We start from the raw sequence: 22,074 nt of genomic DNA, 5'->3' as shown, positions 1-22,074 counted from the left end.
TGCCCGCGCAGCTGGTCAGCGTCACCGCGCGCCGGGCGGAGCAGAGCGAAACCGACCGCGACGGCGACGCCTCCCGCCCGCTGCACGAGGCCGCCGCCCTGATCACCGACCACGCCGGGCAACGCCTGAACTGGGCTGTCCGCTCCCTCGACCCGCAAGGGGACCCCGAATGGCCCCGGTGCTCTACCCGGACCTGCCGGAGAACGGGCTGATCGTGCTGATCGGCGCCTCCGGCGCGGACAAGTCCATGCTGGCCTGCACCTGGCCGGCCTCGCAGGACCTCTCCCTTGATGCTCTGCGCGGCTGGGTGAGCGACGACTTCTCTGTCAGGTTCAGCGTGTCGACGTGAACTGCGGTCCTCGGGTGGCTGCTGCGAAACCCTGACTTGGTTGGCCTGGACGGCGAGGAGGGCGTGGAGGAGTGAGCCGGGCCGGACGACCCGGCTCGTCGGCCGTTCTCCGGAGGACTGACGAATTACGCGGGTCCAGAGCTGCTGGGAAGTACCAATGCCGAATCCGTGTGGAGCGTGATGCGCACCGGTGTGAAGGTGGTGGCGTTTACCGGCGACTCACCGGTGCCGGGATTGCGGGCGTAGCGTGGGTGGGCGCCTGCGCTGATCTGCCAGCGTATGCGATGGCCGACGAGGAAGCGGTGGGCGGTGGAGCTCATCGGCACGGTGACCTGCGAGGGCGCCTGTTCGGCCGTCCGGAGTCGGCTGAACCCGTCACAGACGTTGACGGAGCGGCCTTGTGGGTCCACGTCGCACAGGCGGGTGAAGACATCGGCGTGTCCGGTGTCCGTGGAGATGCTCAGCCGTGCGGAGACCGGGCCCAGGATGTCCATGGGCTCGGTCAGTGGTGGGCCGGTGAACGTCAGGACGTCGTCTCGTGCCTCCAGGGGGGCGTTGTTTTGGGGACCGGCGGTGCGGGAGAGCAGGGGGCCGCCGAGGGAGGGGGTGGGGTCGGCCGGGTCGTAGCGGAACGCCGTCACGGGCGCGGAGTCCGCGGGGGCCTGCTGGGTGAGATGCCCGCCGGGGACGGGGTACCACGAGGTGGCAGCTGTGGCCGGTGGCCAGTCGTCGAGGTCCCGCCAGGCGTTTTCGCCGCCGATGTGCACACGCACCGCGGTGGGACGCAGGCCGGAGGGATCGGCGTACAGGTGGACGTGCAGCCATGCGAGGCTCTCGGCGAACACCTCGGGCCATCCTTGCTGCAGGGCGGAAGTGTGGGTCCAGGGACCGACGAGCAGGGCGGTCTCACACCCGGCTCGGCGCAGCCGGTCGTACTGCTCGAAGCTCTGGTCGACCAGTGCGTCGTGCCATCCGGTGATCAGAGCCGTGGGCACGCGGAGCCGCTCCGCCGACTCCGCCAACGACGCGCCGTGCCAGTAGGCGTCCTTGGCATCCGGGTGTGTCATCACGTCGTCCAACCAAGGCAGTTCGCTGCCGAAGGCTGACACGTACGCCCCACGCAGGGGCTGCGCGGTGGTGACGTCGCGCAGGCGGCGCCGCAGGCGCAGCGTCGCTTTGAGGAACGGTGCCATGCCCTGGTGCTGGTAGTTCATTCCCACACCCACGGCGAGGGCGTTCTCCAGGCGAAGCGCACCGCCCGCGTGGAACAGGGCGTAGGGATCGTGCAGCCCTACTTGCACCACCATTGCCTTCAGTTCTGGCGGTGGGTCCAAAGCGAGGGCCCATTGCACGTAGCCCAGGTAACTGGGGCCGATGGTCCCCAGTGTTCCGTTGAACCAGGTTTGCTCGCGCAGCCAGGACACCGTGGCCTGGCCGTCGGCGGCCTCGTTGCGCCACAGATCGAACACGCCGCCCGAACCTCCGGTGCCGCGGCAGCTCTGCAGGATCACGTGGAAGCCCTGTTCGGCGAAGAGCAGGCCGTACTGGGGTGACCACGGCAGGCCCCGGCCATAGGGCGAGCGGACCAGGAGGGTGGGGAAGTCGCCCTGGGCGCGCGGGAAGTAGTGGTCGGTGAGCAACGGGCTGCCGTCGGCGGCCGGCACCAACAGTCCCGGCTCCCATCCGGCCTCGTGCCGTTTCGCCGGCAGATTTCGCCAGGTCGCCCTCATCAAGCGGGAGGAAAGCGGCGGTTTTCCGGCGGGTGGCACCCAGGCCGGTCTGGCTGTGGCGTCGGGTGTGCGTGATGGCATCGTTCCCCCTCCTCTATTCTCGTACGTTGTACGAGAATAGAGGATGCTTGGATGACCTTGGCAAGAGCCGCCTCAACGACCAGGGGAAGGAGTGCGAGGCCGTGTCCAGCGACGGAAAGTCCGGTGCCGAGAGCGTCGATCCCGAACAGCTCTGGCTGCGTCCCGCCGAGCCCCGCAGGGGCCGCAGGCCCTCCTTCAGCCGGGAGACGATCACCGCGGCGGCCGTCACTCTGGCGGACACGGAAGGACTCGACGCGGTCACCATGCGGCGGGTCGCCGCCGAGGTCGGAGCGGGCGTCATGTCGCTCTACAGCTACGCCCCTGACAAGGAGACGCTGCTGGAACTGATGGTCGACCACGTCAGCGGCGAACTCACGGTCACGGACCCACCCAGCGGCGACTGGCGTGCCGACCTGAAGACCGTCGCCCGCCTGCAGCGCGCCCACATGCTGCGCCACCCCTGGCTGCCCGTCGCCTTGTCCACCCGTCGCGTTCCGGGCCCCAACACGCTGGCCTTCCTGGAACACGTGCTCGCCGCCCTGCGGCCCACCGGGCTGGACGGTGCGGCGAAACTGGAGGTCTTCGCCCAGATCACCGCATTCGTGGCCGGGCACGTTGCCCACGAGATCGCGCAGGCCGCAGCCTCACGATCACCGGACCGGGCCGCAGCCGAGGCCCGCTACCTCGCCGCCGTCGCCGCCGACGGCCGTCACCCGGAACTCGCCGAAGCCCTTTCCGCTCCGGGACGCCCCCTCACTCCCGACGCCACCTTCACCCGGTTCCTCAACCGTCTGATCGACGGCCTCGACACTGACTGATGCCACACAGCTGCGACTGCCGTCCCGCCCGCGGAACCTCCGAGGAGAACAGACCCTCAGCCTCTCCAAGGCCACGGCCGCGACGGAAGCCGCCGCCAGCTCCGTTCTCGGCGGTGGACCGGCCACCTACCGAGTGGGGTGGGGCCTGCGCGGGCAGCGCACGGATCACAGCATGGCGGTCGGCGAGCTGCCGGCGCAGATGAAGGTTCTCCACCGCGGCCTGGTGCGGGGCGCCCACCAGCCCCTCGGCGTCGGCCTTGAGCTGGGCGAGCTCCTCGGCGTCGGCGGCTCGTAGTTCCTTGGGCCGGCGGATCTGCTCGCGCAGGCGCCGCTCACCGTCCGGAGTGCCACCCCGAGCGCGGACCTTGCCATGGACCTCATTCTTCAGGTCGGTGTGCCGCTGGGTGAGTGCGTTGCGCGGGACACCGGCTTCGCCGGCTCCCCCGCCGCAGCCCTGCGCCGCGCGCACGAGACTTCTCGACGCCGATGTCAAGCCGCAGCGGGTACTGACCGAACGGGGTTACGCAGCTGGTTCCACGCTCACCGAGATGGCTCGTCTCCGAAGGTGAACCGCCAGGGCCTCCATCTCGACGAGCGTGCCGATGAGACCGGTCCGGGTGAGTTCCGCGGCCTGCGCGCGTGCTTCGCCCAGGGACAGTTGTCGCGCACTGCGGAGGGCCTGCAGCACGGGAACGAGGCTCGGCACGTCTCCAGACGGGCGAAGCCTTGCGGGCCCATGCGCTTTCAGCAGAGCTTGTCGAATGTTCTCGGGCGTGACGGGTCCGCTGTCTTGCTCGCACCACCCATTCGGGCAGTCAGCGCATCGCCCTTCGGTGCCCCAGCGGACCATGTCATGGTCGAAGAACTGACCGACATCGCAGGTCGTCGTACCTCCGCAGGTACTGCACCGGCCTGTGACCTGTACTCCTTGCGTGATCACAGAGGGCTCCTCAGCGCCATGGTCGATGCTGACGGGATCTTCCCTGAGAAGTCGGCTTTCGTCGATCAGGTTTGCGATCGGTGAGCAGTCCCATGGGGCAGTCGCCGCTGGTGGTGTGAGTCCGTGGTGCCGCCGGTCCCGGAGAAGTGTCCACAGTACGTTGACTCGCCGCCTGGCCAGCGCCAGGACCGCTTGGGAGTGCCTCTTGCCCTCGGCTCGCTTGCGGTCGTAGTACCGACGTGATTCCGAGCAGCAGGTGATGCTCCTCATAGCCGGTCCCACCCAGCCACTCGACGACGAACATCGCTGGAACACCGCACGCCGGCTCCTGCACGACGACGCCCTCAAGCCCGAAGACGGCCTCACCGGGCTGCTTCTCCTCCTCTATGCCCAAGCACCGTCGGCAATCCACCGGTTGACCACCGAGGACGTCGAGGTCGGCGCTCGGGAAGTACGTCTCCACCTCGGCAATGCACCCGTTCATCTGCCCGAGCCCGTCGCCCAGCCGGCCCCCACTGTTGCCGCGAACCGCAAGGGACACGCGACCATCGGCGCCCTGATGCCGTCTCCATGGCTCTTCCCCGGCTGCCAGCCCGGACGGCTGATCAGCACCACACAGCTGGCGCAACGTCTGAACAACCTCGACATCCGACCCAACCAGGCCCGCAGCACCGCTCTCTTCCAGCCCGCCACTGAGATCCCCGCCGCAATCCTCGCCCGCACCCTCGGCATCCACACCGACGTCGCCGTCGCCTGGCAATGTCTCTCCGCGGGCGACTGGGCCAACCACGCCGCGGAAGTCAGCCACCGCTACTCACCCAGGAGGCCACACGATGCACCGTGACAACCAGCCAGCGAGTCAGCGACCTGTGATCTCACCGGAACGGGCTGCCGAAACGAAAGAGATCATCGACCGCGTCACGCGGTGGGCCGCAGGCCGCCACGACGTCGTCGGTCTCCTACTTGTCGGATCGTGTGCTCGCAATGCCGCACGGCCTGACTCCGACATCGACCTCGTCCTTCTCACCACTGACGAGTCCCAGTACTCCGACCACGCATGGGCCGTCGAGCTCGCCCTCGGGAAGCTGGTCAGGACCCAGCCATGGGGACCGATCAGCGAACGACGCTTTGCCACAGCGTCAGGGCTGGAGGTCGAGATCAACATCGGGTCTCCCGACTGGGCACAGACGGACCCGGTGGATCCTGGCACACGCCGAGTCGTCACCGACGGCGCCCGTCCCCTGTACGACCCAGGCACTGTCCTTGCGTCTCTGATCCGGGCCTGTCAGCCGTGACGACCCCGGCGGCAACGGCCGGCTCAAGGGGCATTCGGACAGTTCCAATACCCGACGTCACCATTAGGTGGTGTTTAGACCGTGTCCTACATGGTCTAAGCGGCCTCAATCGGTCACGGAGGGCCCGGAACGGGCGGGCGTGGTTCCAGACGCAGCACACGGCGCCGCGGCCGAGTCGCAACAGCGCCTGTGACGACTACCGGTGACGCGGACCTCCGTCTGGCAGGGAGCTCCCTGCCGCACCCGCTTGGCGGGGGCTCAGTGCCCGAAAACCAGCATCAAAGTACCGGCGGCTTCTGTCCCGGCCCGGCCGCTGAGCCGTCGGTGGGCCCGGCCGCCGCGCAACCGGACCAAGCTCGCCCCGATCCCCGATCCCCGATCCCCGATCCCCGGCCGCGGCCGCGGCCGTACAGCTCAACGCATAGCCCCGCCGCTGGCACTCCCCAGCCCTGCGATCCCGGGCGGTGCGTCAAATACCTGATCAGTACTCGCTGCTCGATTGGGCGGCTGGTCTTCTGTGCCGGACCGTGGCCCCTGTCACCGCTGCCCTACTGGGGGCAGGTGGCGGAGATGAGGTAGTCGACGACGTCGTGGGTGCTGGTGCGTCGCCGGTGGGCGGCGCGCTGGCGGTCGGCGCCGGTTCCTTGGGTGCGCAGGCGCTGCCATTGCTCGTGTGTGTGGTCGAGGTCGTCGTGCCGGCGCAGTGCTGGGGTGATGGTGTGCAGCAGTTTTTCGACGAGCGTGGTCTGGGCGACGAGGTGGCCGGTGAGGGGGTCGATGCCGGTGCCGGCCAGTCCGTCGCGTGCCGCGCGCCAGCAGGCTGCGCGCAGGACTTCGGGTGCCGGGCGTGGAGCCGGTTCTCCGGCTCGGATGTGCTGGAGGGCGGTGGCGGTCAGGGCGCGTACGACGGCGACGAGCATGAGGGTGTCGTCGGGGGTGAGGGCTGCGTCGGCGACGCGGACTTCGATGGTGGGCAGGTGGTGGGAGGGGCGGATGTCCCAGTACAGACCGCCGCGGTCGATGAGTGCCTCCGCGTCGATGAGGGTGTCGACGAGGTCGTCGAAGTGGGCGGGTGATTCGAAGTAGGGGGGCGGGCCGGCGACGGGCCAGCGTCCCCAGGTGGTGGTGCGCCAGCTGGCGTATCCGGTGTCCTGCCCGTCCCTGAACGGGGAGTTCGCGCTGAAGGCGATCAGGGCGGGAAGCCAGGGCCGTAGGTGGTTGCTGACGTGCACGGCGTCGCGGGGGTCGGGCAGGCCGACGTGGATGTGGCAGGCGCACGCGGTCTGCTCGTCGTCCAGAGCGCGGAAGTGCGCGGCACTGCGGGCGTAGCGGGCACCGGGTGTGATCGGGACCGGGGACGTCTGGCCGAGCACGGGGGTGCCGGTCGATGCGAGGCGCGCTCCGTGGCGGGCAGCGGCGCGGGCGGCCGCCACTCTTGTGGAACGGATCTGTTCGGCGGCTTCCTTCAGGCAGGTGTGCGGATCGGTGCGCACTTCGACCTGGTAGCGGGTCAGCTCGGTGCCGATTCGGTCACCGAGTTCACCGGCCGCCTCGCTCACCACCTCCGGTCCGCGGGGACTGAGCACGCGCGTGAGGGGATCGACCAGGAGGAGCTCCTCCTCGACGCCCACGGTGAGCGTGGCTGGAGCGCGGCTTGATCCGAAGGGGCGGGCGGGCGCGAGGGCGTCTGTCGGGCCGGCCCCACCGTGAGGTTCACTGCTCATAGTGATGACACTGTCTCAGAAAGTGGTCGACCGGTGGGTGGAATCGCTCGTTGCCGGAGGCTGAGGAGTACCGATGCGTGAAGAGACCGACGTCCTGGTGATCGGAGACGGCCCGGCGGGTGCGACCGCCGCGGCCCTCCTGGCCCGCCAGGGCCACCAGGTGCGAGTGCTGGAGCGGGAACGGTTCCCGCGCTACCACGTCGGCGAGTCCCTCCTGCCCTCCCTGCTGCCCGTGCTGGACGTCCTGGGCGCGCGCGGGACGGTCGAGGCCCACGGGTTCATCCGCAAGACGGGGGCCTTCTACGGCTGGGGCGGCCAGGAATGGTCACTGGGCTTCGACGAACCGGGCAGACCGGCGGCCTACAGCTTCCAGGTCATCCGCTCCCAGTTCGACCACCTGCTGCTGGAACACGCCCGTGCCCAGGGGGCCGACGTCAGGGAAGAGGCCCGCGCGCAACGGGTCGACTTCGAGGCCGGCGGCGAGACCGGCCCGGCCGGCCGAGCGGTGGAAGCCACCTGGGCCGACCGGGACGCGACCGCGGGGCACATCCGCTTGAGGCACCTCGTCGACGCCTCCGGCCGCGCGGGCCTCCTCGCCACCCGGCACCTGGGCTCAAGGCGCGTCCACGACGCCTTCCGCAACGTGGCCGCCTGGAGCTACTGGGGCGGCGCCGCACCCCTTGCCGCAGCCCCCAGCGGCGCGATCGGGGTGTTCTCCCTGCCGGATGACGGATGGCTGTGGGCCATCCCGCTGCACGACGGCACTCTCAGCGTTGGCCTGGTCACCGACAAACGCTCCTTCGCCCGCGCCAGGCAGGCGGCAGGCGGCTCACTGCAGACTGTCTACCGAGGCCGGCGTGACTGCCCGGCAGCCAACCGGCGATGACCAGCGTCCCGGGGCCGCCCCCGCTGCCGGCGCAGCTCCTCCTTCTTCTCCGTCTTCGACTTCGGCTTCCGGGACCGCTTCCAGATCGATGAGCCAGGCCTGAATGCGATTCCCATCACCCCGGCCGGGACCAAGCATCCATAGGCGGACCGGGCGTTCTCCGCCCGTCGATAGGTGCGTGTGGATGGTTACGGCGGGAGGTGAGCTGTCGTAGCTGGCCTACCAGGGGAAGGTGGGCAGGGGGACGGTGCCGATCTCCGGGTGGTGCCGGTGCCGGATGCGGGGGTGGACCGGGTCCATGCTGGGCGGGCTGAGGACGGGGGCGGTGGAGCGGTCGCCGCACACCAGGTCGGGTACGAACCGGTGGCGCAGGAGTTCGGTGCGCCAGTGGTCGGCGTCGTCGTACTCGCCGCTGTGGGCGTGTTCGAGGAAGAGGCAGTATTCGGCGAGGGGGTGGCAGAAGCCGGCGGCGAAGCGCCACCAGAAGCGGGCGCCGCTGCTGTCGCCGCTCAGGTGCAGCAGGCAGGCGAAGACGAGTGCGCCGGTCTTGTCGGCGCAGCGACTGGTGATGAAGGCGGCCGTCCGTTTGTCGGCGTCCGGTCCGAGGGTCAGCAGGCAGACGGCGTTCAGGTCCCACCAGGCGCGGTCGGCGTCGGGAGTGTGTTCGTCCTCGGGCGCGGTCCACTCGGTGTGCAGGGGGGCGTCGGTGGCGCGGCGGGCGGTGACGGGCGGCCTGGCGGGCACGTAGGCGGGCCTCGGCCGCGGCCATGTCGTAGGTGGCGTACCGAGGTGTTCATGCAGTCGCGTCCAGGAACGGGCCATGCCCGGCAGCATACGAAGCGGCACGGACAACGCCGTGCCCGCGCGGAAAAGCCCAGATGCATTCCGTCCTGCTCCCGGCTGCGGGCTGCACTGGACCGGCGACCAGGCAGAGCGCAGCACCGCCTGCCGGCGACGGCCTAAAGTGGCGAGATGCCTGCACCTGCCGGCCGGACGGCCCGGGACCTGCTGGAAGCCCATCTGGAGGCGCTGTGGGACGCGACGGACGCCGCGCTCCCGCCGGAGCCGCTCGGCCTCGCGGCGGAAGAACGGGACGAGCTCGTCCATTGGGCCCTCGACCGGCTCCGGAGCGTCCCGCGCGAGCCGAAGAGCACCTTCTGCCGGGAAGTCGGCGGCTTGCTGGCGGAGTTCCGCTCCCGCCGCGGCCCCTGGAACGCGGCGGCGCTGCGGCTGCTGGACGACACGTACACCTTCGTGGCCACCGGCCCTCGACAACACGAGGAGTGGGCGCACGACGTCCATGCCGTGCTGCACCGGACGGTCGCCGATCCCCGCGGCTGGGTCCGGCTGGACCGGGACCGCCTCAACCCCGCCCGCCGGACGGTGCCCGCGTACCCCTTCGACCCTCCGGACCCGGCGGAGTTGCCCGCCCGTCTGTACCCCCTGGAGGCAGAGTCGGCAGCCGCCGCGCTGGCCATCATGGCGGAGGAACGGCAGGACGAGCCGGCCCCCGTCCGCTCCCGCCCCGACCGGGACGCCCCGCTGGCGGATGCCCGGTTGCTGCTCGACCGGTACGGGCCCGGTGCGCGCTACTGGACCAACGCGACGGTCGCCGCCTCCGGTCCGGCACCGGACTTCCTCGCATCCGGCCTCCGGGGCACCGCGTCCCACTGCTTCCACACCCGCGAGTACATCGCCGGCCTCGACATATTCGAGGACCTGGGCGTGGTCGCGGTGAACGACGAAGAAGTAGGCGTCTTCTGGTCATTCGGGGCGTACTGACGCCCCTCACGGAACACGCGTCCCCGTACCCGCACCGTTTGACCCCGCCGCTCCCGGCCAGGGCGGCTGTCATCGAGCGCACCCGGTGGTACAGGTACCTCCTACGATCGGGGGCCCGGCGAGGGGTATGCCGTGGGCGTCTGGGCCTGCCGGGCTGTCGGGCGACGTCGGCGTCGATCGGCCGGCAGACGCGAGAGGTTCCCGGGCCGTCGGGCAGGGGCGTGCAGCTTTGACCAAGCTCGAGCGACAGCTCAGCGCCGGGTGACGGTGTAACCGGCGTCGTTGACGGCAGCGGTCCATACATCGCGGTCGAACCACTTGGTGATGTTCGGCTGCATCTCGGCGATGGTGCGCATCCTGGCTTCCCAGTCGTGCCCGGCCGGGCCGCGGCTGCCGTCGCATCCGGTGCAACCGTCCTCGCCGTGGATGTGGCCGGCCATCCAGGCGTTGACGGCCACGTTGACGATGACCGCGTACAGGTCGCCGCCGGTCTGGGCCAGGGAGTCCGGCACCCCGGCGAGGACCAGGGCGAGCTCGGGATTGCCGAGCGGTGGCATGGGGGCCTGCCCGACGCCCTTCTCACTGCTGCTCTCCTCGTAGGAGGCCAGGCTCTGTGCGAGGCGGTCGGCCGTGACGGAGGCATCGAAGTACCGCCAGGCCGAGCGCACCTGGATGCCGAGCCGCTCGGAGACGGTGGTGATCTGCTTCTCGATCGTGTCCGCCACGGTCGTCGGCGCAAGGGTCACCCCCCGGTGGGCCAGCTCGGTGAGCGTCTGGGCAACGGCTTCCTTGAACGCCTTGGTGTTCCGCACGAGCGCATCGTAGGCGGGCGGGAACAATCGCCGGGCCGCTTCACCTGCACTGCTGCGGGGCAGGTGGCCGGAGCGCCACCGCGTCGTTGGGCAGGGCATCGCGTGTATGGGCATCCGGCACCCCGCGGATACACGAGTGAGCCGAAGCTCAGGAGTTGTCACCGGCGTCGCCGGATGAGCTGGCGGAGAGGGCCGGCCGAGGCAGCTTGGTCGTCACCGATGAGGCATCCCACTTGTCACACGCGCTCATTCGGCAGACTTTCCGTCACCAGCGCCGAAGGGGTGGAATTCCCGGGCACCCCGGCTGTGCCCTGCTCAGGGCTGAGCCCTTCCACAGCGAGGCGGAAGAGGCGGTCGGCCTGGGTATCGGGGTCTGTGTGGTGCTCGGTGGCCAGGGCAATGCCGACGGCGAGGGTCAGCAGGTCGTGAAAGGTGACGTGCGGTGCGACCGCCTTGTCGCGGATGGCTCGCTGGAGCAGAGGAGTTCCGGCCGCTTCGATTCTGCTGCCACAGCTGTTCGGGGAGGGTTTTTCGGTGGGGGGCTCGTAGCTGAGGATATGGGCGAATCCGCGGGCTGAGACGGCGTAGAGGACAAAGGCGTGGAGCCACTCCAGGAGTGCGGTGCGGCTGTCCTCGGTCGCACTCAGCCGGTGGGCGCGCTCGCACAGGCCCTCGATGCGTTCCTGAAAGACGGCTTCGAGCAGGGCCCGGCGGGTGGGGAAGTGACGGCGCACGGTCGCCGAGCCGACGCCTGCGGTGCGGGCGATCTGCTCCTGGGATGCCTCGGCGCCGTGCGCGGCGACCTCGGCTTCGGCGACGGCAAGGATGCGCTGGTAGTTGCGTCGGGCGTCCGAGCGCTGACCGGTCATGATCTCCTCATTGCTAAACGGCGGGCCCCGCCATATCTTAGCGACATACAAAACGGCGGGCCCCGCCATTTTGTCTCTCCGGTCTGCGAGGAGCAGCGACCATGCCCGGCAGCAGCGATATCGTCCTGGTCACCGGCGCCACCGGCCAGCAAGGCGGGGCCACGGCTCGCGCACTTCTGGCCGCCGAGGTGCCCGTACGTGCGCTCGTACGCGATCCGTACTCGAAGCCCGCCCAGGCGATCGAGGCGCTGGGCGCCGAACTGGTGAGGGCGGATCTTTCCGACCGGGCCTCCCTCGGCCCGGCGGTCGAGGGGGTCCGCGCGGTGTTCTCGGTGCAGATGCCGCCTATGACCGAGACCAGCGTGGATTTCGCGAGCGAACTCGCCCAGGCCACCAACCTGGTGGACGCGGCGAAGGCCGGAGGAGTACGGCAGTTCGTGCAGTCCTCAACCAGTGGAGTCGGTGAACACACCCGGGTCGCCGGCTGGGCCGAGGGCCGCTGGGCGGCGATGACGGACTACTTCCACACCAAGCAGGCGATCATGGAAGCGGTGCGTGGTGCGGGTTTTGCCCGCTGGACGGTGATCAAGCCCGCCTTCTTCATGGAGAACCTGCCCCTGCTGGCGCCCAAGGGGCCCCGCGGCGGACTGCTGACAGTGCTGAAGCCGGACACCGAACTGGCCCTGGTGGCCGTGCGGGACATCGGCACGGCCGCGGCGCACGCCCTACGGGATCCCGACCGGTTCCACCAGGTGGAACTGGAACTGGCCGGTGACCTGCGCACGATGGAGCAGATCGCGCAGACCTTGTCCGCCGCCTGGGGCGTGCCCGTGACCGCGCCTTCCATGAACGTGGAAGAGGCCCTGGCCGCGGGAATGCCGAAGTGGGGAGCCGGGCACGAGTGGAACAACGTGGTCCTCCAGCCCGCCCGGCCCGAGTTCGCCAGGGAGTTGGACATCCCGCTCACCACCTTCACCGAGTGGGCGGACGAGCAGTTGACACCCGTGTCCGGCTAGGGGCATCCGACGCTGTGGCCTTCGGCAGCGCCCGCCGGAGCGGACCGGGGCGAGCAGTTGAAGTGGCCTGCCCGGCATCCCCGCCACGGTGGTTGCCCGATCCGCCGGGCACCCATTGGCCGGTCCGCCGTTCTTCACCCTGGAGACGGTGACGACCGAACACGGATGTGCCTACCGCAACCGCTGCCTGTTCGGCCTGCGGTGACAGCAAGCCCGCCTATGTGACAACTAACGCGCTTCGGCTCAACGAGCGTGCCCCGGGCTGATGCGGTCCGGGGCCCGGCTGCCAGAGGTCGAACTCGAGGTGTTCGATGTCGGTGAAGCGGACCTCTTCCAGCCGGCCGGCGCGGCGGCCGTTGTCCTGGAAGTACACCTCCTTGAGCGCGTCGGCGGCGATCTGCTGGAGCTGCTGGTCGCCGGCGCCGGCCTGCTGGGCGTCGAAGAGGCGGGCGGCGTGCTGTGGGAGCAGGGCGACGGTCAGGTGCCGGATGCGGTCCTGGTCCGTGGACCCGATCGGCGCGGTGTAGCCGAGGCGGGCGCGGGTGTCGATGACGATGCCGCCGGTGGTGGCCGCCCTCGCCCTGGCCTTGGCCCGGATCTGCGGCTGCCAGCGGGCCTTCACCTCGCGCTCCAGGCGCGCGGCGAGGTCCGGGCGGGGCTTTTTGATCTGGTCCTTCACGTACCGCTCCATGGTGCGCTGGGAGATCCGCAGCATCTGGGCCACCGCCTTGGTGCCCTTGAGGTGCTTGACCAGGTAGCGCATCTGCGCGGGCGCGCTCTTGGGAACCGGGCGGGTGAACGCCTTGTGCACTGCGGCGTCCAGGCCGTCCCTGACCAGGCTCATGCCCCTTTCCTACTCTCCGTTGTCGATGTCGGTGACGGTGCCGTCCTTGATGTACCGGGCGAGGTTGAGCTCCGGCGCGTCGAACCGCTCGCGCACGCCCTCGCCCCACAGCACTTCCTGGGTGCCCTCGTGCTTGACCAGGCCGGGGTTGACGCCGAACTTGAACCCGCCGGGCAGCGGCTTGCCGCCGGAGCAGGGCAGGAAGTCCAGCGGGCTGGGCCCGCCGGCCGCGTAGACGACGCGGTCGGACAGGACCGTCACCGGGTACTGGCCGGTGAACGCCGCATGCTTGACGATCTTGCGGTGCAGGTTGACGCGGGTGCGGGAGATGACGGCCGCGCGGATGTCCGGCCGCCGCGTCGGGCGGGACAGCGCCCGCCACGGCTGGCCCGGCCGCCAGCCCTCCCCGCGGGGGCGCTCGCGCAGCTTGCCCAGGCCGCCCTTGACCGTCGCCTTGATCGCCGAGACGACGATCGCCAGCTCGGGGGCGCGCTCCTTGTGGCCGTCCATCGCCGCCAGGAAGTCGGCCGGCGCCAGGTCCGCGTGCACGCCCGGGGCGGCCATCGTGGCCAGGTAGGCGTCCCGCAGCCGGGTGTACCAGCCGTCCAGGTAACGGCCGCTGTCGTAGCGCACCCACGCCTCGAGCGGGCGCGCATCGTAGCCGAGCTCGACGGCGTAGGCGACGGTGGGCGTCGCGTACCAGGCCGGGCCCTCGGGCGCTCGCCTTTCGGGGTGAACGGGCTGGCCGGAGACTGAGTTGATCTCCGTGATGAACAGGGTCGGGTCACCGGGCTTGGCCTGCGGGGGGGGTCTGGCGGGTGGTCAGGTCAGTCTCATCGGAGACCGGGGCGGGGACGACGACGTTGACCGGAATGGTGAAGACGTTGTCGGCCAGGCGGGTGTCACCCTCGTAGTCGATGCGCACGGTGGCCTGGTAGGTGCCCGGTGTGGTGTTGGGCAGTGCGGTGATCTGGAAGACGCCGCCGTGATGGGGATTCTTGAAAACGGCCGGGGCTGCTCCTCGCACCACTCAGTCCCCCTCATCAACGGAGTGGGGAAGTTCGGCGAGCGGCAGGCCGCCGATGAGCCGGGCCGCCCACTTGTTCAGTGTCCGGACTCGGTCGGCCCGTTCAGGGCGCATGCGGCGTCGCTCACGCGATGCGCTGCACGCGCCCTGGACTGACCACCGCCCCCCTGCTGCTGGCAGGCTGCTCGGCCGCCCCTCCCCTGTGGCGTCCGACCGCATGTCAGTGGAGGCTGATGTTCAGACTTGAGCAGGACGCCGACTCCCCTGCCTCAGCCGGTACCCGTGGACAGCAGGAGGCGGGCAATCCGGACAGGATCGTCGGACATGGGCGAGTGCCCGCAGCCGCGCAGCCGGACATGGCGGGCTGCGGGCAGGAGCCGGGCTGCGCGGTGGGCCTGGTGCCGGGGTGTCAGAAGATCCCGGGAACCCCAGGCGATCGTGACCGGGATGCCGGGGGTGAAGCCGGGGAGCCGGTAGGTGCGGGCTGCCCGGCGTGTGGCTTCGAAGCCCGGTGAGCAAGCCAGGTTGCGCAGGGCGCCGTCGGCCGCCTCCGCCGTCATCCGCCAGGGACGCGCAGCGAGTTGCCAGAAGGTGAGCGTGCGGCCCAGCGGGCTTCTGGTCAGCCGTGCCGTGCGGGGGCCGAGGGTCTCCGCCATGGTGCGCGCGATGCGTAGTGAGCCGAGGGCGTAGGCGGCCCCGGGGCCGGTCCACAGGCCGATGGGGGACAGGGCGACGGCGCTGGCGACCGCGCCGGCCCGGGCGAGTTCGAGTGCGACGGCTCCGCCGAGCGAGTTGCCCACGACGGGCGGGCGAGTGAGGCCGACCATGGAGAACCACAGGGCGACCTCGGTGGCCAGTGCCTGGACGGTGGGCCTGGTGCCCGACAGCGGTGGGCTGTCGCCGAATCCCGGAAGGTCGACGGCCACGACCTCGCGTTCGCGGCTCAGCAGATCGATGACGGGCGCCCAGCCCTCCCGGTCCAGCTGCCGGATCACCACCAGAGGCGACCCCGTGCCGCGGCGGCTACTGGCGAGCTGAATCTTCGGCATATTCTGATCATACGGGTATATCACCATCAAGGTGATGATTCGGGCGGTCATCGGGGAAGGAGTGCGGACACAGCCCGGAGGAGCCCCCGGTCACCTTGCGCTTGGCAACCGCCCACATCGCCCGGCTACCAGCTCAGCTCACTGCTGCGGCTCCAGCCGTGCCGAGCGCTCCCGGCCGGCTGCCGCCGCCCCAACCGCCGTGCGCAGACCTGACCGCCGGGGCAGGATGGAGAAAACGGCTCAGCTCCGCTCGATCGGGTGCCGGCATGAGACGACCATGCTCCGGACGTGGCTGTGCGACGTGCTCGGTATCGAGGTGCCCCTCATCGGCGCACCCTACGGTCCATTCGACCAGGTCGAGCTGGCCGCGGCCGTCTGCGAGGCGGGCGGCCTGGGCACCGCGGTGCGCCCGGTCGCTGACCTGCGGCGTCAGTGGTCCCGGATGCGGGAGCTGACTGATCGCCCCTTCGCCATCAACCACACCCTGCGCCCTCTGAACGAGGAGGCGTTTCAGGCGACGCTGGACGAGCGTCCGGCCGCGATCTCCTTTCACCTCGGTGTCCCCGACGACCTGGTCGAGCGCGCCCATGACGCGGGCATCCTGTGGTGTTCTGGTCCTGGGCATTGCCACGCGGCTGGTGGACGACGTGGAGATCCTCGACCGAATCGTGCCGGTCGACCGCGCCTCGGTCGACCGTGACCAGATCCGCAAGCTGATGCGTGCGCGCATCACCCCTGCGCCGCGCGGGGTGAGCGTGGACTGGTCCGATGACCGGCAGGGCGTCTGCGTGCTCTACATCGATGTCCCCGCCCAGGTGGCGAACTGCCTGTTCGTCGTGGCGGCACCAGTCGGCAGGCCCGGTACACCGCGCACGGACACGGTCGCGGTGCCCATGCGCGAGGCGGACGGGGCGCACTGACTGGCGCGCACCGAGATCCAGAGCCTGCTCTCGGCCGGTGTCGCCGCCTTGGGCATGCCCACCGCCGAGACGCTGTCCCAGCTCCTGCACGATGCCGTCGCGCGCTCCCAGGATTCGGAGCCGCCTGTGCTGCGGGTCGGGCAGGGACTGCCCGACCGGGAATGGGAGATGCGTGCGGCTCACGAAGAGCTGGCCGACGCGTGTCCGGGTCGGCCGACCGGTGAAGCCTACTCCCATGGGCCGGCTGCTCTGCAGCACCTCGCTCACGCTCTGGACGGGAAACCGGGGTGGGTGCTGTGCGTGGCTCCGCCGCGTCCGCCGGTCGTGGTCGCCGCGCCTGCCTGGCAGGCGATCATCAACGCCGGCAGGGCCGCGCCCGGCGGGGATCCGCTTGCAGCGGTCGGCTACCCTGCGCCGCCCCCGCCGGCGCAGGGTGAAGGCCCAGCACCGTGGGTGGTGGGAGCCGACGCCTCGTACGTGGACCTGAAAGGCGGCACGTGGGGCACCGGCCAGCTGGTTCGCCAGCTTGGTGAATGGCGGTGGCGGCCCGCCGTGCGCTTCAGTCTCGACCACACGCGCTCCGCGCACAGATGGACGAGCCAGGTGCCACCGCCACAGCTGCGACTGCGCGCCCTGGTGACCCTGCCCTGGGCCGACACGTCGGTCCAGGAGATCACGAGGGCCCGCCGCCGTCTCTTCGAACACGACATGCCCTACAGCCCGCTGGCAGGTGCGGTGACGATGCTGTCCCGACGCCGGGGCGGCCGCCTTCCTGCGAGCCGGTGGGAGGCGGGCCCGCACGACAACTCGCTGCACGCCGCGAGCCACACCAGCGTCATCCACGCCCCTGACGGGCGGCCGGTCCTGACGGCCAACCGGCACTGACGAGTTGGTGCCGCGCACCCGCGGCCCCGGGGGCCTGGCGCGGGGCTCACACTTGCCCCGGTCGGTGGGACGCACCCCCAGGCGTCGGCGAGCGTCCGCACCCGTAGCAGCCCCCGCCCGAACTCCCCGTCCCCGGTGGCGGCCATGAACGTCTACGTGCGGCCGGGGCCCCGGTGTGGGACTCCTTATGCCTCTACCTATCGCACCGCCTTCGCAGGTTCCGGGGCCCGCCGCCGACCTGCCACCCTTGCCCGCATGCGCTGCTCAGAGCAGTCCGGGGACCGCTGCAACAAACGGTAGAGTAAATGCTTGAGCGTTGTTACGCCTTCTTCGAGCTGGGCTGGCGAGGCCTCAGCCCGACCGCATCTGCCGCAGTAAATGCCGGTGCGGCGTAGCCGCTCCGTTCTTTTCTGACCCGCAGATGACCACTGCGCAGCAGCGCGGCCGGTGTTCTGGCGCGGCAGGTAACGCGGCGGTTGGTGGTTGGGGCGTTGGTCGCCGGCTGAGAGCCGAGCAGCTCCCCACGCGCGCGAGGGCACACCGGTCCCCGGTGAAGCGATGTCGGCAGCTTGAGACCGGGGGCGCCAGCCCGCGTCGGGGCTCGGTCTGGCGACTTGGGATCCCCGTGTATGGGCGGATCGCCAAGACAGAGCACCTGCTGCGCGTGGTCGACCCGGTCGACGACACCTGCCTCTGTCAGATGAACCGGCAGCTCACCATGCAAGAGTCCCGCCATTGGCGTTCGGGCGTGTTGTCGATTTAGGCTGCGTCGGTTCGTGCCGTTCACGGCGGCAGCCCATCGACGGAGAGGAAAGCCGATGATGCAGCAGGCATCGGCCACTGACCCGACTCCCGGGCGCCGCCCCGAGCTGGTCCCTGACCCGGATGAGGAAGCGGCCCGGATTGCGGCGGTGCGCCGCTACGACATCCTCGACACTCCCCCCGACGGGGCGTTCGACCGAGTGGCGGCGATGGCCGCCCGCCTCTTCGACGTGCCGGTGGCGACCGTCACTATCGTGGATACCGACCGCATCTGGTTCAAGGCCGCCCACGGCCTGGAGGGTGTCGCGGAGATCGGCCGTGATCCGGGCCTGTGCGGCTCGGCGATCCTTCGTGACGACACGATGGTCATCCCCGACACTCTCCAGGACCCCATCGCGGTGGACAATCCGCTGGTCGCCGGGGAGATGGGGGTGCGCTTCTACGCCGCCGCACCGATCATCACCCCCGACGGGCACCGGCTGGGCACAGTCAACGTCCTTGACACCCGGCCGCGCTCGATCACCGAGGAGGACACCGCCACCCTGGCCGATCTCGCCGCGATCGTGCTGGACGAGATGGAGCTGCGGCTGTCGGCGCTGCGCGCCCTGCGCGACGAGCAGGCCCGCCGGGAGGCGGAGAGGCGGCACGCCGAGGCGGAACGGGCGGCGCGGGAGAAGGCGGAGCAGGACAAGGCCGCCATCGCCGCGTTCGCCTCCACCCTCCAGCGCACCCTGCTGCCCCCGGCCCTTCCCGTGGTGCCGGGCCTGGAACTGGCCTGCCACTACCGCACCGCCTCCGCCCACGACGTGGGCGGCGATTTCTACGATGTCTTCCCCCTCGACGGAGACCGGTGGGCGTTCTTCCTCGGTGACGTGTGTGGCAAAGGCCCCGAGGCAGCAACCGTCACCGCCCTGGCCCGCCACACCCTGCGCGCCGCGGCCCAGATCAACGTCGACCCCGTCACCGTGCTGAGCGCGCTCAACACCATGCTGCTCACCGACGTCACCGCCGGCCGCCGCTTCTGCACCGTCCTCTTCGGGCTCCTGGAGCCCCGGGAGGACGGCGGCTTCACCGTCACCATCGCGACCGGTGGCCACCCGCCGGCCTACCACGTGCGTCCCGACGACAGCGGCGCCGTCTGGGTGCGGGCCGTACGCCCCCAGGGCGGGATGCTCGTCGGCGCCTTTCCCCAGGCGCCCTTCGCCCAGACCACGTTCTCCCTGACGGCCGGGGAAAGCCTGTTCCTCTACACCGACGGGCTGATCGAAGCCCGCACCGCCGAGGGCGCCATGCTCGGTGACGACGGCCTGACCGGCTTCCTCCACCAGTGCACCGGGCCCGTCACCGCCACCTCCCTGGTCGAGGACAGCATCACCCTGCTGGCCTCGCTGCCCGACGGAGCCGGCGACGACGTGGCCCTGCTGGCCCTGTCCGTCCCCTACCCTCACACCACACCCGACGGCAGTGTCGCTGCCACCGCCCACACCGCCGCCGCGCCCGAACACTTCGGCCAGGAGTGATGACCGACGTGACCGACACGCTGCAGCTGACCGTCCAGCACCCCCGCCCCGGCCTCGCGATCGCCGTCGTCGCCGGCGACGTGGACACGCGCACCGCGGACACCCTGCGCCACGAAGCCTCGGGAATCATCGAGCAAGGGTGCCCGCACCTGGTTCTGGACCTGTCACAGGTCGGCTTTTGCGACTCCGCCGGTCTGAGCGCGCTCATCGGCCTCTGGCACGCCGCCCAGGCGGTGGACGGTGCGCTTAGACTTGCCGCCGTCCCCGACCGCCTGATGCGGATGCTCGTTCTCACCGGTGTCGACGCAGTCCTGCCGGTCCATGCCACCGCCACCGAAGCGGTCGCCACCATGACCGCCGGCCAGTCCACCAGTGCAGGCGTGCAGGGCTGCGTCACCCATGTCTCCACCGACGGTGGGGCCGGTGAGCCGGCCAGAGGGGAGCACATGGCCCGCGACGGCGCTCAGACCCCCTCCTCCAACCCGAGCTGATCGCGTCGACGCCCCATGGTGGGCGTCTGTACCAGCGTTCGAGCCCGGCCCTCTTGGCGCAATACCGGGCTCGGGCTGGCTTTCCCGTCCCCCGGGTGCCGCGGCGACCCACGAGTGACGGGGCGGCCTCGGCGCCTTGGAGACGCAGCCGGCGTTCTTCCGCTGCCTGCCGGGTCTGGTCGGCGAGGTGGCGCTCGATGGCCGGCGCGGCGTCACGGGCGAAGAGGTGAGCACGTACGAGGTCGATGTGACGACGTGTCCCTGCAACGCACCGCTCAGTCCAGCGCCAGGTGCATACGAACGATCAGGCCCGTCGGCGGAGTGCGCATCTCGACCAGGTCGCACAACTGGTGCATCATCCAGACGCCACGGCCGCCGGCCGGCGACAGCGGATCGGGACGGCGCCGGCCCACGAGCGCGTCCGTGAGCCGTCCGCGGTCCCGCACCTCGGCGACCAGAGTGTCGGCCGTGCGCCACAGCCGCAGAACGCCCTGCCCTCCGCCGTGCCGCACCGAATTGCCGGTGGCCTCGTTGACGGCCAGCAACCAGTCGGTGTGCCGATCAGGGGACAGGCCGGCCGTCCGTGCCCAGTGCCCTGCGGTGTCACGGACATCGGCGAGGTCCTGCTCCGTGAAGTGCAGGACGAGTGGATCCGCCGGCTCCTCCAGGGGCTCGTCGCAGTCGCGGCACACTGTCAGCGGGTCCTCATAGCGCGGGCTGTGCCGGTAGCCGTCGGGATCTCCGACAACGGGGTGCGTGCGGTGCGCCTCCGCAAGCACCGGCTCCGGCAGGGCGGTGTCGTAGGGGCACAGGATCGTGACGGGCCGGCCGTCGAACGCCAGGTTGATCAGCGCCTCGTGGCGGGTCGCCTCACGCATCTCCGCCGCGGTGCGGCCGAGCCAGATCGGTTCGCCCACGATGGACGGGCGCCGGTCCCGGTGCTGGTCGGCGAAGTTCTGCAGCAGCGACAGGATGCGCCCGGGGTTGCGCCCGGCCTGTCGCATGTCGACGAAGGTGACGTCCGCGTGTCCGGTGCCGATGGCTTCCCGGAGCAGTTGCAGCCGCGGACCGGGAACGGCGACCAGGACAGGGCGCCCGCCGGTCGCCTCCGTGCGGACAAATGCGGCGACGCCCCGCAGGTAGTCCTCCTCGGTGGTGTAGAAGAGGGCGGGGTGGTGGAAGGACGGGCCGACCCGGCTCTCCGTCGGCGCCGATGCGTAAGTCGTCACTGGTCGGCCCCCTGGAGGCCGGCCCCCAGCTCGGGGAAGAGTTCCAGCATGCGGTGGAGCACGGGCGGCGCCCCGACGAGCCGCACCGGTGCCTCCGACGGGCGCCGCTGCGCGGCGCGGGCGATGTCGGCGAGTGCGGAGACGTCGAGGTGGTCGAGGCCGGACAGGTCCAGGGTGATGTCCTTCACCGTCGACGCGGCGATGGCGGCCGAGGCCGAGGCGGCCACGCGGCGGCTCTCGTAGCCTGCGGATCCGGACAGACGGAAGCCGGGCCGGCCGGCCAGAGGCGCGACCGAGAGGCCGGGCCGGGCGTGGGGGCGAGGTGCGGTCCCCGCCCGGGTCAGGTGGGCTCCCACCAGCGCGTCGAGGGCCTCGGGTGCCAGCAGGCGGCGATCGTAGAAACACCAGGCCGTCAGCGGCAACTGCTCGAAGACCTCGTGGTGGATGCGCAGTTCGTACTCCAGCAGGCGCTCCGCGCCGGTTATGTGCCGGGCGCCCCAGGACATCTCGCCGATCACCCGCAGGTTCCCGTACCCCTGACCGGCGGCGGCCTCGACGGCGCGGCGCCACAGTCCGATCATGGCGTCGGGGTCGAACCGGGCCCCGATCAGGTAGGTCTCGTCGGCGGTGGTCACCACGAGCTGTCCGCGCCGGATCGCGGAGTCGGCGTCCACGCCCCGCTCGGCGAGCGTATGGATCACGAGGCGCGGGTCGGTGGCGTCCGCGAAGTACTGCACCTGCTCGCCCCTGTCGAAGCCCGCACGGACGAAGGGCACGAGATGGGCGGCCCACTCGTCGTCGGTGGAGTACTCCACCGCCACATGACGGGCCGCCGCGGCGTCGCCGTCAGCCGATCCGCTCACGTCCCGCATCAGCCTGCCCTCCCGCGTGTTCTGGCTGCCCGCGCACAGGGCGGCCATCAGCCTATCTCAGGGCCCGGTGGTCCAGGGGGCGGTCACACACCCACCGGCGGACGGACCTCCCGCATCACAAGGGCGCAGCCGTAGGTGTCATGCGAGCGGGCAGGCGCTGCCGACGGCACCGT

Annotated in this window: 22 protein-coding genes and 3 pseudogenes; 14 read left to right on the top strand and 11 right to left on the bottom strand. The window is 70.7% G+C overall.

Translation table 11 applies throughout. The features are described from left to right. Nucleotides 1-169: 169 nt before the first annotated feature. A pseudogene (locus ACH4F6_RS33020) lies at nt 170-319 on the top strand (ATP/GTP-binding protein); the annotation flags it as partial. Between the two features lie 155 nt (nt 320-474). Here ACH4F6_RS33020 and ACH4F6_RS33015 read toward each other — a convergent pair. Then, the gene (locus tag ACH4F6_RS33015) at nt 475-2,079 is read right to left on the bottom strand and encodes a CocE/NonD family hydrolase (protein WP_397964041.1); all 1,605 of its coding nucleotides are present in this window, start codon (nt 2,077-2,079) and stop codon (nt 475-477) included. A 182-nt stretch (nt 2,080-2,261) separates the two neighbouring features. Between ACH4F6_RS33015 and ACH4F6_RS33010 the strand changes: the two genes are divergently transcribed. The 5 genes from ACH4F6_RS33010 to ACH4F6_RS32990 all read left to right on the top strand — a co-directional run bounded on the left by ACH4F6_RS33010 (nt 2,262) and on the right by ACH4F6_RS32990 (nt 5,213). Then, nucleotides 2,262-2,978: a TetR/AcrR family transcriptional regulator gene (locus ACH4F6_RS33010; RefSeq protein WP_397964040.1), complete on the top strand. Its 717-nt coding sequence runs from the start codon at nt 2,262-2,264 to the stop codon at nt 2,976-2,978. A 172-nt stretch (nt 2,979-3,150) separates the two neighbouring features. After that, nucleotides 3,151-3,273 carry a hypothetical protein gene (locus ACH4F6_RS33005; protein ID WP_397964039.1) on the top strand — a complete coding sequence of 41 codons (123 nt, stop codon included), beginning with the start codon at nt 3,151-3,153 and terminating at the stop codon, nt 3,271-3,273. 558 nt (nt 3,274-3,831) lie between these two features. Beyond that, complete coding sequence (locus tag ACH4F6_RS33000) at nt 3,832-4,002, top strand: hypothetical protein (RefSeq protein WP_397964047.1); 171 nt, start codon at nt 3,832-3,834, stop codon at nt 4,000-4,002. Nucleotides 4,003-4,177: 175 nt separating this feature from the next. Then, nucleotides 4,178-4,762 carry a hypothetical protein gene (locus ACH4F6_RS32995; protein ID WP_397964038.1) on the top strand — a complete coding sequence of 195 codons (585 nt, stop codon included), beginning with the start codon at nt 4,178-4,180 and terminating at the stop codon, nt 4,760-4,762. After that, entirely contained in the window at nt 4,752-5,213 is a 462-nt protein-coding gene (locus ACH4F6_RS32990; protein WP_397964037.1) for a nucleotidyltransferase domain-containing protein, read from the top strand. The genes ACH4F6_RS32995 and ACH4F6_RS32990 overlap by 11 nt, the downstream gene beginning before the upstream one ends. Before the next feature lie 548 nt (nt 5,214-5,761). On the opposite strand, the gene ACH4F6_RS32985 is transcribed toward ACH4F6_RS32990, so the two are convergent. Beyond that, a complete protein-coding gene (locus tag ACH4F6_RS32985) occupies nt 5,762-6,937 on the bottom strand; it encodes a glutamate--cysteine ligase (protein WP_397964036.1) in 1,176 nt (391 codons plus the stop codon). A 73-nt stretch (nt 6,938-7,010) separates the two neighbouring features. Here ACH4F6_RS32985 and ACH4F6_RS32980 point away from each other — a divergent pair, with 73 nt between their 5' ends. Then, nucleotides 7,011-7,823 (top strand): NAD(P)/FAD-dependent oxidoreductase, encoded by an 813-nt coding sequence (locus ACH4F6_RS32980; protein ID WP_397964035.1) that lies wholly within the window; start codon nt 7,011-7,013, stop codon nt 7,821-7,823. A gap of 219 nt (nt 7,824-8,042) precedes the next feature. Here the strand turns inward: ACH4F6_RS32980 and ACH4F6_RS32975 are convergent, their stop codons facing one another. Next, complete coding sequence (locus ACH4F6_RS32975) at nt 8,043-8,645, bottom strand: hypothetical protein (protein WP_397964034.1); 603 nt, start codon at nt 8,643-8,645, stop codon at nt 8,043-8,045. Nucleotides 8,646-8,795: 150 nt separating this feature from the next. Between ACH4F6_RS32975 and ACH4F6_RS32970 the strand changes: the two genes are divergently transcribed. Next, nucleotides 8,796-9,605 (top strand): hypothetical protein, encoded by an 810-nt coding sequence (locus ACH4F6_RS32970; RefSeq protein WP_397964033.1) that lies wholly within the window; start codon nt 8,796-8,798, stop codon nt 9,603-9,605. A gap of 251 nt (nt 9,606-9,856) precedes the next feature. Here ACH4F6_RS32970 and ACH4F6_RS32965 read toward each other — a convergent pair whose 3' ends face one another. Beyond that, nucleotides 9,857-10,417 (bottom strand): hypothetical protein, encoded by a 561-nt coding sequence (locus ACH4F6_RS32965; protein ID WP_397964032.1) that lies wholly within the window; start codon nt 10,415-10,417, stop codon nt 9,857-9,859. Nucleotides 10,418-10,653: 236 nt separating this feature from the next. Next, entirely contained in the window at nt 10,654-11,286 is a 633-nt protein-coding gene (locus ACH4F6_RS32960) for a TetR/AcrR family transcriptional regulator (protein ID WP_397964031.1), read from the bottom strand. Nucleotides 11,287-11,387: 101 nt separating this feature from the next. Here ACH4F6_RS32960 and ACH4F6_RS32955 point away from each other — a divergent pair, with 101 nt between their 5' ends. Beyond that, on the top strand, nt 11,388-12,302 hold the full coding sequence (locus ACH4F6_RS32955; protein ID WP_397964030.1) for an NmrA/HSCARG family protein: 915 nt from the start codon (nt 11,388-11,390) through the stop codon (nt 12,300-12,302). A 289-nt stretch (nt 12,303-12,591) separates the two neighbouring features. On the opposite strand, the pseudogene tpg reads toward ACH4F6_RS32955, so the two are convergent. The 4 genes and pseudogenes from tpg to ACH4F6_RS32935 all read right to left on the bottom strand — a co-directional run. After that, a pseudogene (gene tpg / locus ACH4F6_RS32950) lies at nt 12,592-13,146 on the bottom strand (telomere-protecting terminal protein Tpg); the annotation flags it as partial. Nucleotides 13,147-13,155: 9 nt separating this feature from the next. Beyond that, nucleotides 13,156-13,889 (bottom strand): annotated as a pseudogene (locus ACH4F6_RS32945) (transcriptional regulator); the annotation flags it as partial. A gap of 41 nt (nt 13,890-13,930) precedes the next feature. Continuing rightward, nucleotides 13,931-14,176, bottom strand: coding sequence for a hypothetical protein (locus ACH4F6_RS32940; RefSeq protein WP_397964029.1), 246 nt, complete (start codon nt 14,174-14,176; stop codon nt 13,931-13,933). 266 nt (nt 14,177-14,442) lie between these two features. Further along, nucleotides 14,443-15,222: an alpha/beta fold hydrolase gene (locus ACH4F6_RS32935; RefSeq protein WP_397964028.1), complete on the bottom strand. Its 780-nt coding sequence runs from the start codon at nt 15,220-15,222 to the stop codon at nt 14,443-14,445. Nucleotides 15,223-15,256: 34 nt separating this feature from the next. On the opposite strand from ACH4F6_RS32935, the gene ACH4F6_RS32930 reads away from it, so the two are divergent. The 5 genes from ACH4F6_RS32930 (at nt 15,257) to ACH4F6_RS32910 (ending at nt 19,800) form a co-directional block, all read left to right on the top strand. Then, nucleotides 15,257-15,922, top strand: a complete 666-nt coding sequence (locus tag ACH4F6_RS32930; protein ID WP_397964027.1) for an NAD(P)H-dependent flavin oxidoreductase — start codon at nt 15,257-15,259, stop codon at nt 15,920-15,922. Then, complete coding sequence (locus tag ACH4F6_RS32925) at nt 15,810-16,142, top strand: hypothetical protein (protein WP_397964046.1); 333 nt, start codon at nt 15,810-15,812, stop codon at nt 16,140-16,142. The genes ACH4F6_RS32930 and ACH4F6_RS32925 overlap by 113 nt, the downstream gene beginning before the upstream one ends. Before the next feature lie 603 nt (nt 16,143-16,745). Continuing rightward, complete coding sequence (locus ACH4F6_RS32920) at nt 16,746-17,027, top strand: hypothetical protein (protein ID WP_397964026.1); 282 nt, start codon at nt 16,746-16,748, stop codon at nt 17,025-17,027. Nucleotides 17,028-17,845: 818 nt separating this feature from the next. Continuing rightward, on the top strand, nt 17,846-19,309 hold the full coding sequence (locus ACH4F6_RS32915) for a PP2C family protein-serine/threonine phosphatase (RefSeq protein ID WP_397964025.1): 1,464 nt from the start codon (nt 17,846-17,848) through the stop codon (nt 19,307-19,309). After that, nucleotides 19,309-19,800 carry an STAS domain-containing protein gene (locus tag ACH4F6_RS32910; RefSeq protein ID WP_397964024.1) on the top strand — a complete coding sequence of 164 codons (492 nt, stop codon included), beginning with the start codon at nt 19,309-19,311 and terminating at the stop codon, nt 19,798-19,800. Before ACH4F6_RS32915 ends, ACH4F6_RS32910 begins: the two co-directional genes overlap by 1 nt. 275 nt (nt 19,801-20,075) lie before the next feature. Here the strand turns inward: ACH4F6_RS32910 and ACH4F6_RS32905 are convergent, their stop codons facing one another. Together ACH4F6_RS32905 and ACH4F6_RS32900 are read right to left on the bottom strand one after the other, a co-directional pair. Continuing rightward, nucleotides 20,076-21,029, bottom strand: a complete 954-nt coding sequence (locus ACH4F6_RS32905) for an anti-sigma factor RsbA family regulatory protein (RefSeq protein ID WP_397964023.1) — start codon at nt 21,027-21,029, stop codon at nt 20,076-20,078. Further along, nucleotides 21,026-21,949: an MEDS domain-containing protein gene (locus ACH4F6_RS32900; RefSeq protein WP_397964022.1), complete on the bottom strand. Its 924-nt coding sequence runs from the start codon at nt 21,947-21,949 to the stop codon at nt 21,026-21,028. The genes ACH4F6_RS32905 and ACH4F6_RS32900 overlap by 4 nt, the downstream gene beginning before the upstream one ends. Nucleotides 21,950-22,074: the final 125 nt, after the last annotated feature.

This window comes from Streptomyces sp. NPDC017936 (assembly GCF_044328485.1).
Lineage (GTDB): Bacteria > Actinomycetota > Actinomycetes > Streptomycetales > Streptomycetaceae > Streptomyces.
The sequence above is the reverse complement of the archived record's forward strand: the minus strand, read 5'-3'. Positions and strand labels throughout refer to the sequence as shown.

What these genes read in the sequence shown, in the direction of transcription:
- ACH4F6_RS32975 (WP_397964034.1), bottom strand. Translation starts at nt 8,645, where the DNA reads ATGGCCCGTTCCTGGACGCGACTGCATGAACACCTCGGTACGCCACCT.
- ACH4F6_RS32935 (WP_397964028.1), bottom strand. Translation starts at nt 15,222, where the DNA reads ATGCCGAAGATTCAGCTCGCCAGTAGCCGCCGCGGCACGGGGTCGCCT.
- ACH4F6_RS32925 (WP_397964046.1), top strand. Translation starts at nt 15,810, where the DNA reads ATGACGCGGGCATCCTGTGGTGTTCTGGTCCTGGGCATTGCCACGCGG.
- ACH4F6_RS32985 (WP_397964036.1), bottom strand. Translation starts at nt 6,937, where the DNA reads ATGAGCAGTGAACCTCACGGTGGGGCCGGCCCGACAGACGCCCTCGCG.
- ACH4F6_RS32970 (WP_397964033.1), top strand. Translation starts at nt 8,796, where the DNA reads ATGCCTGCACCTGCCGGCCGGACGGCCCGGGACCTGCTGGAAGCCCAT.
- ACH4F6_RS33015 (WP_397964041.1), bottom strand. Translation starts at nt 2,079, where the DNA reads ATGAGGGCGACCTGGCGAAATCTGCCGGCGAAACGGCACGAGGCCGGA.
- ACH4F6_RS32990 (WP_397964037.1), top strand. Translation starts at nt 4,752, where the DNA reads ATGCACCGTGACAACCAGCCAGCGAGTCAGCGACCTGTGATCTCACCG.
- ACH4F6_RS33005 (WP_397964039.1), top strand. Translation starts at nt 3,151, where the DNA reads ATGGCGGTCGGCGAGCTGCCGGCGCAGATGAAGGTTCTCCACCGCGGC.
- ACH4F6_RS32955 (WP_397964030.1), top strand. Translation starts at nt 11,388, where the DNA reads ATGCCCGGCAGCAGCGATATCGTCCTGGTCACCGGCGCCACCGGCCAG.
- ACH4F6_RS32910 (WP_397964024.1), top strand. Translation starts at nt 19,309, where the DNA reads ATGACCGACGTGACCGACACGCTGCAGCTGACCGTCCAGCACCCCCGC.
- ACH4F6_RS32915 (WP_397964025.1), top strand. Translation starts at nt 17,846, where the DNA reads ATGATGCAGCAGGCATCGGCCACTGACCCGACTCCCGGGCGCCGCCCC.
- ACH4F6_RS32995 (WP_397964038.1), top strand. Translation starts at nt 4,178, where the DNA reads ATGCTCCTCATAGCCGGTCCCACCCAGCCACTCGACGACGAACATCGC.
- ACH4F6_RS32900 (WP_397964022.1), bottom strand. Translation starts at nt 21,949, where the DNA reads ATGGCCGCCCTGTGCGCGGGCAGCCAGAACACGCGGGAGGGCAGGCTG.
- ACH4F6_RS33000 (WP_397964047.1), top strand. Translation starts at nt 3,832, where the DNA reads ATGGTCGAAGAACTGACCGACATCGCAGGTCGTCGTACCTCCGCAGGT.
- ACH4F6_RS32980 (WP_397964035.1), top strand. Translation starts at nt 7,011, where the DNA reads ATGCGTGAAGAGACCGACGTCCTGGTGATCGGAGACGGCCCGGCGGGT.
- ACH4F6_RS32930 (WP_397964027.1), top strand. Translation starts at nt 15,257, where the DNA reads ATGATTCGGGCGGTCATCGGGGAAGGAGTGCGGACACAGCCCGGAGGA.
- ACH4F6_RS32960 (WP_397964031.1), bottom strand. Translation starts at nt 11,286, where the DNA reads ATGACCGGTCAGCGCTCGGACGCCCGACGCAACTACCAGCGCATCCTT.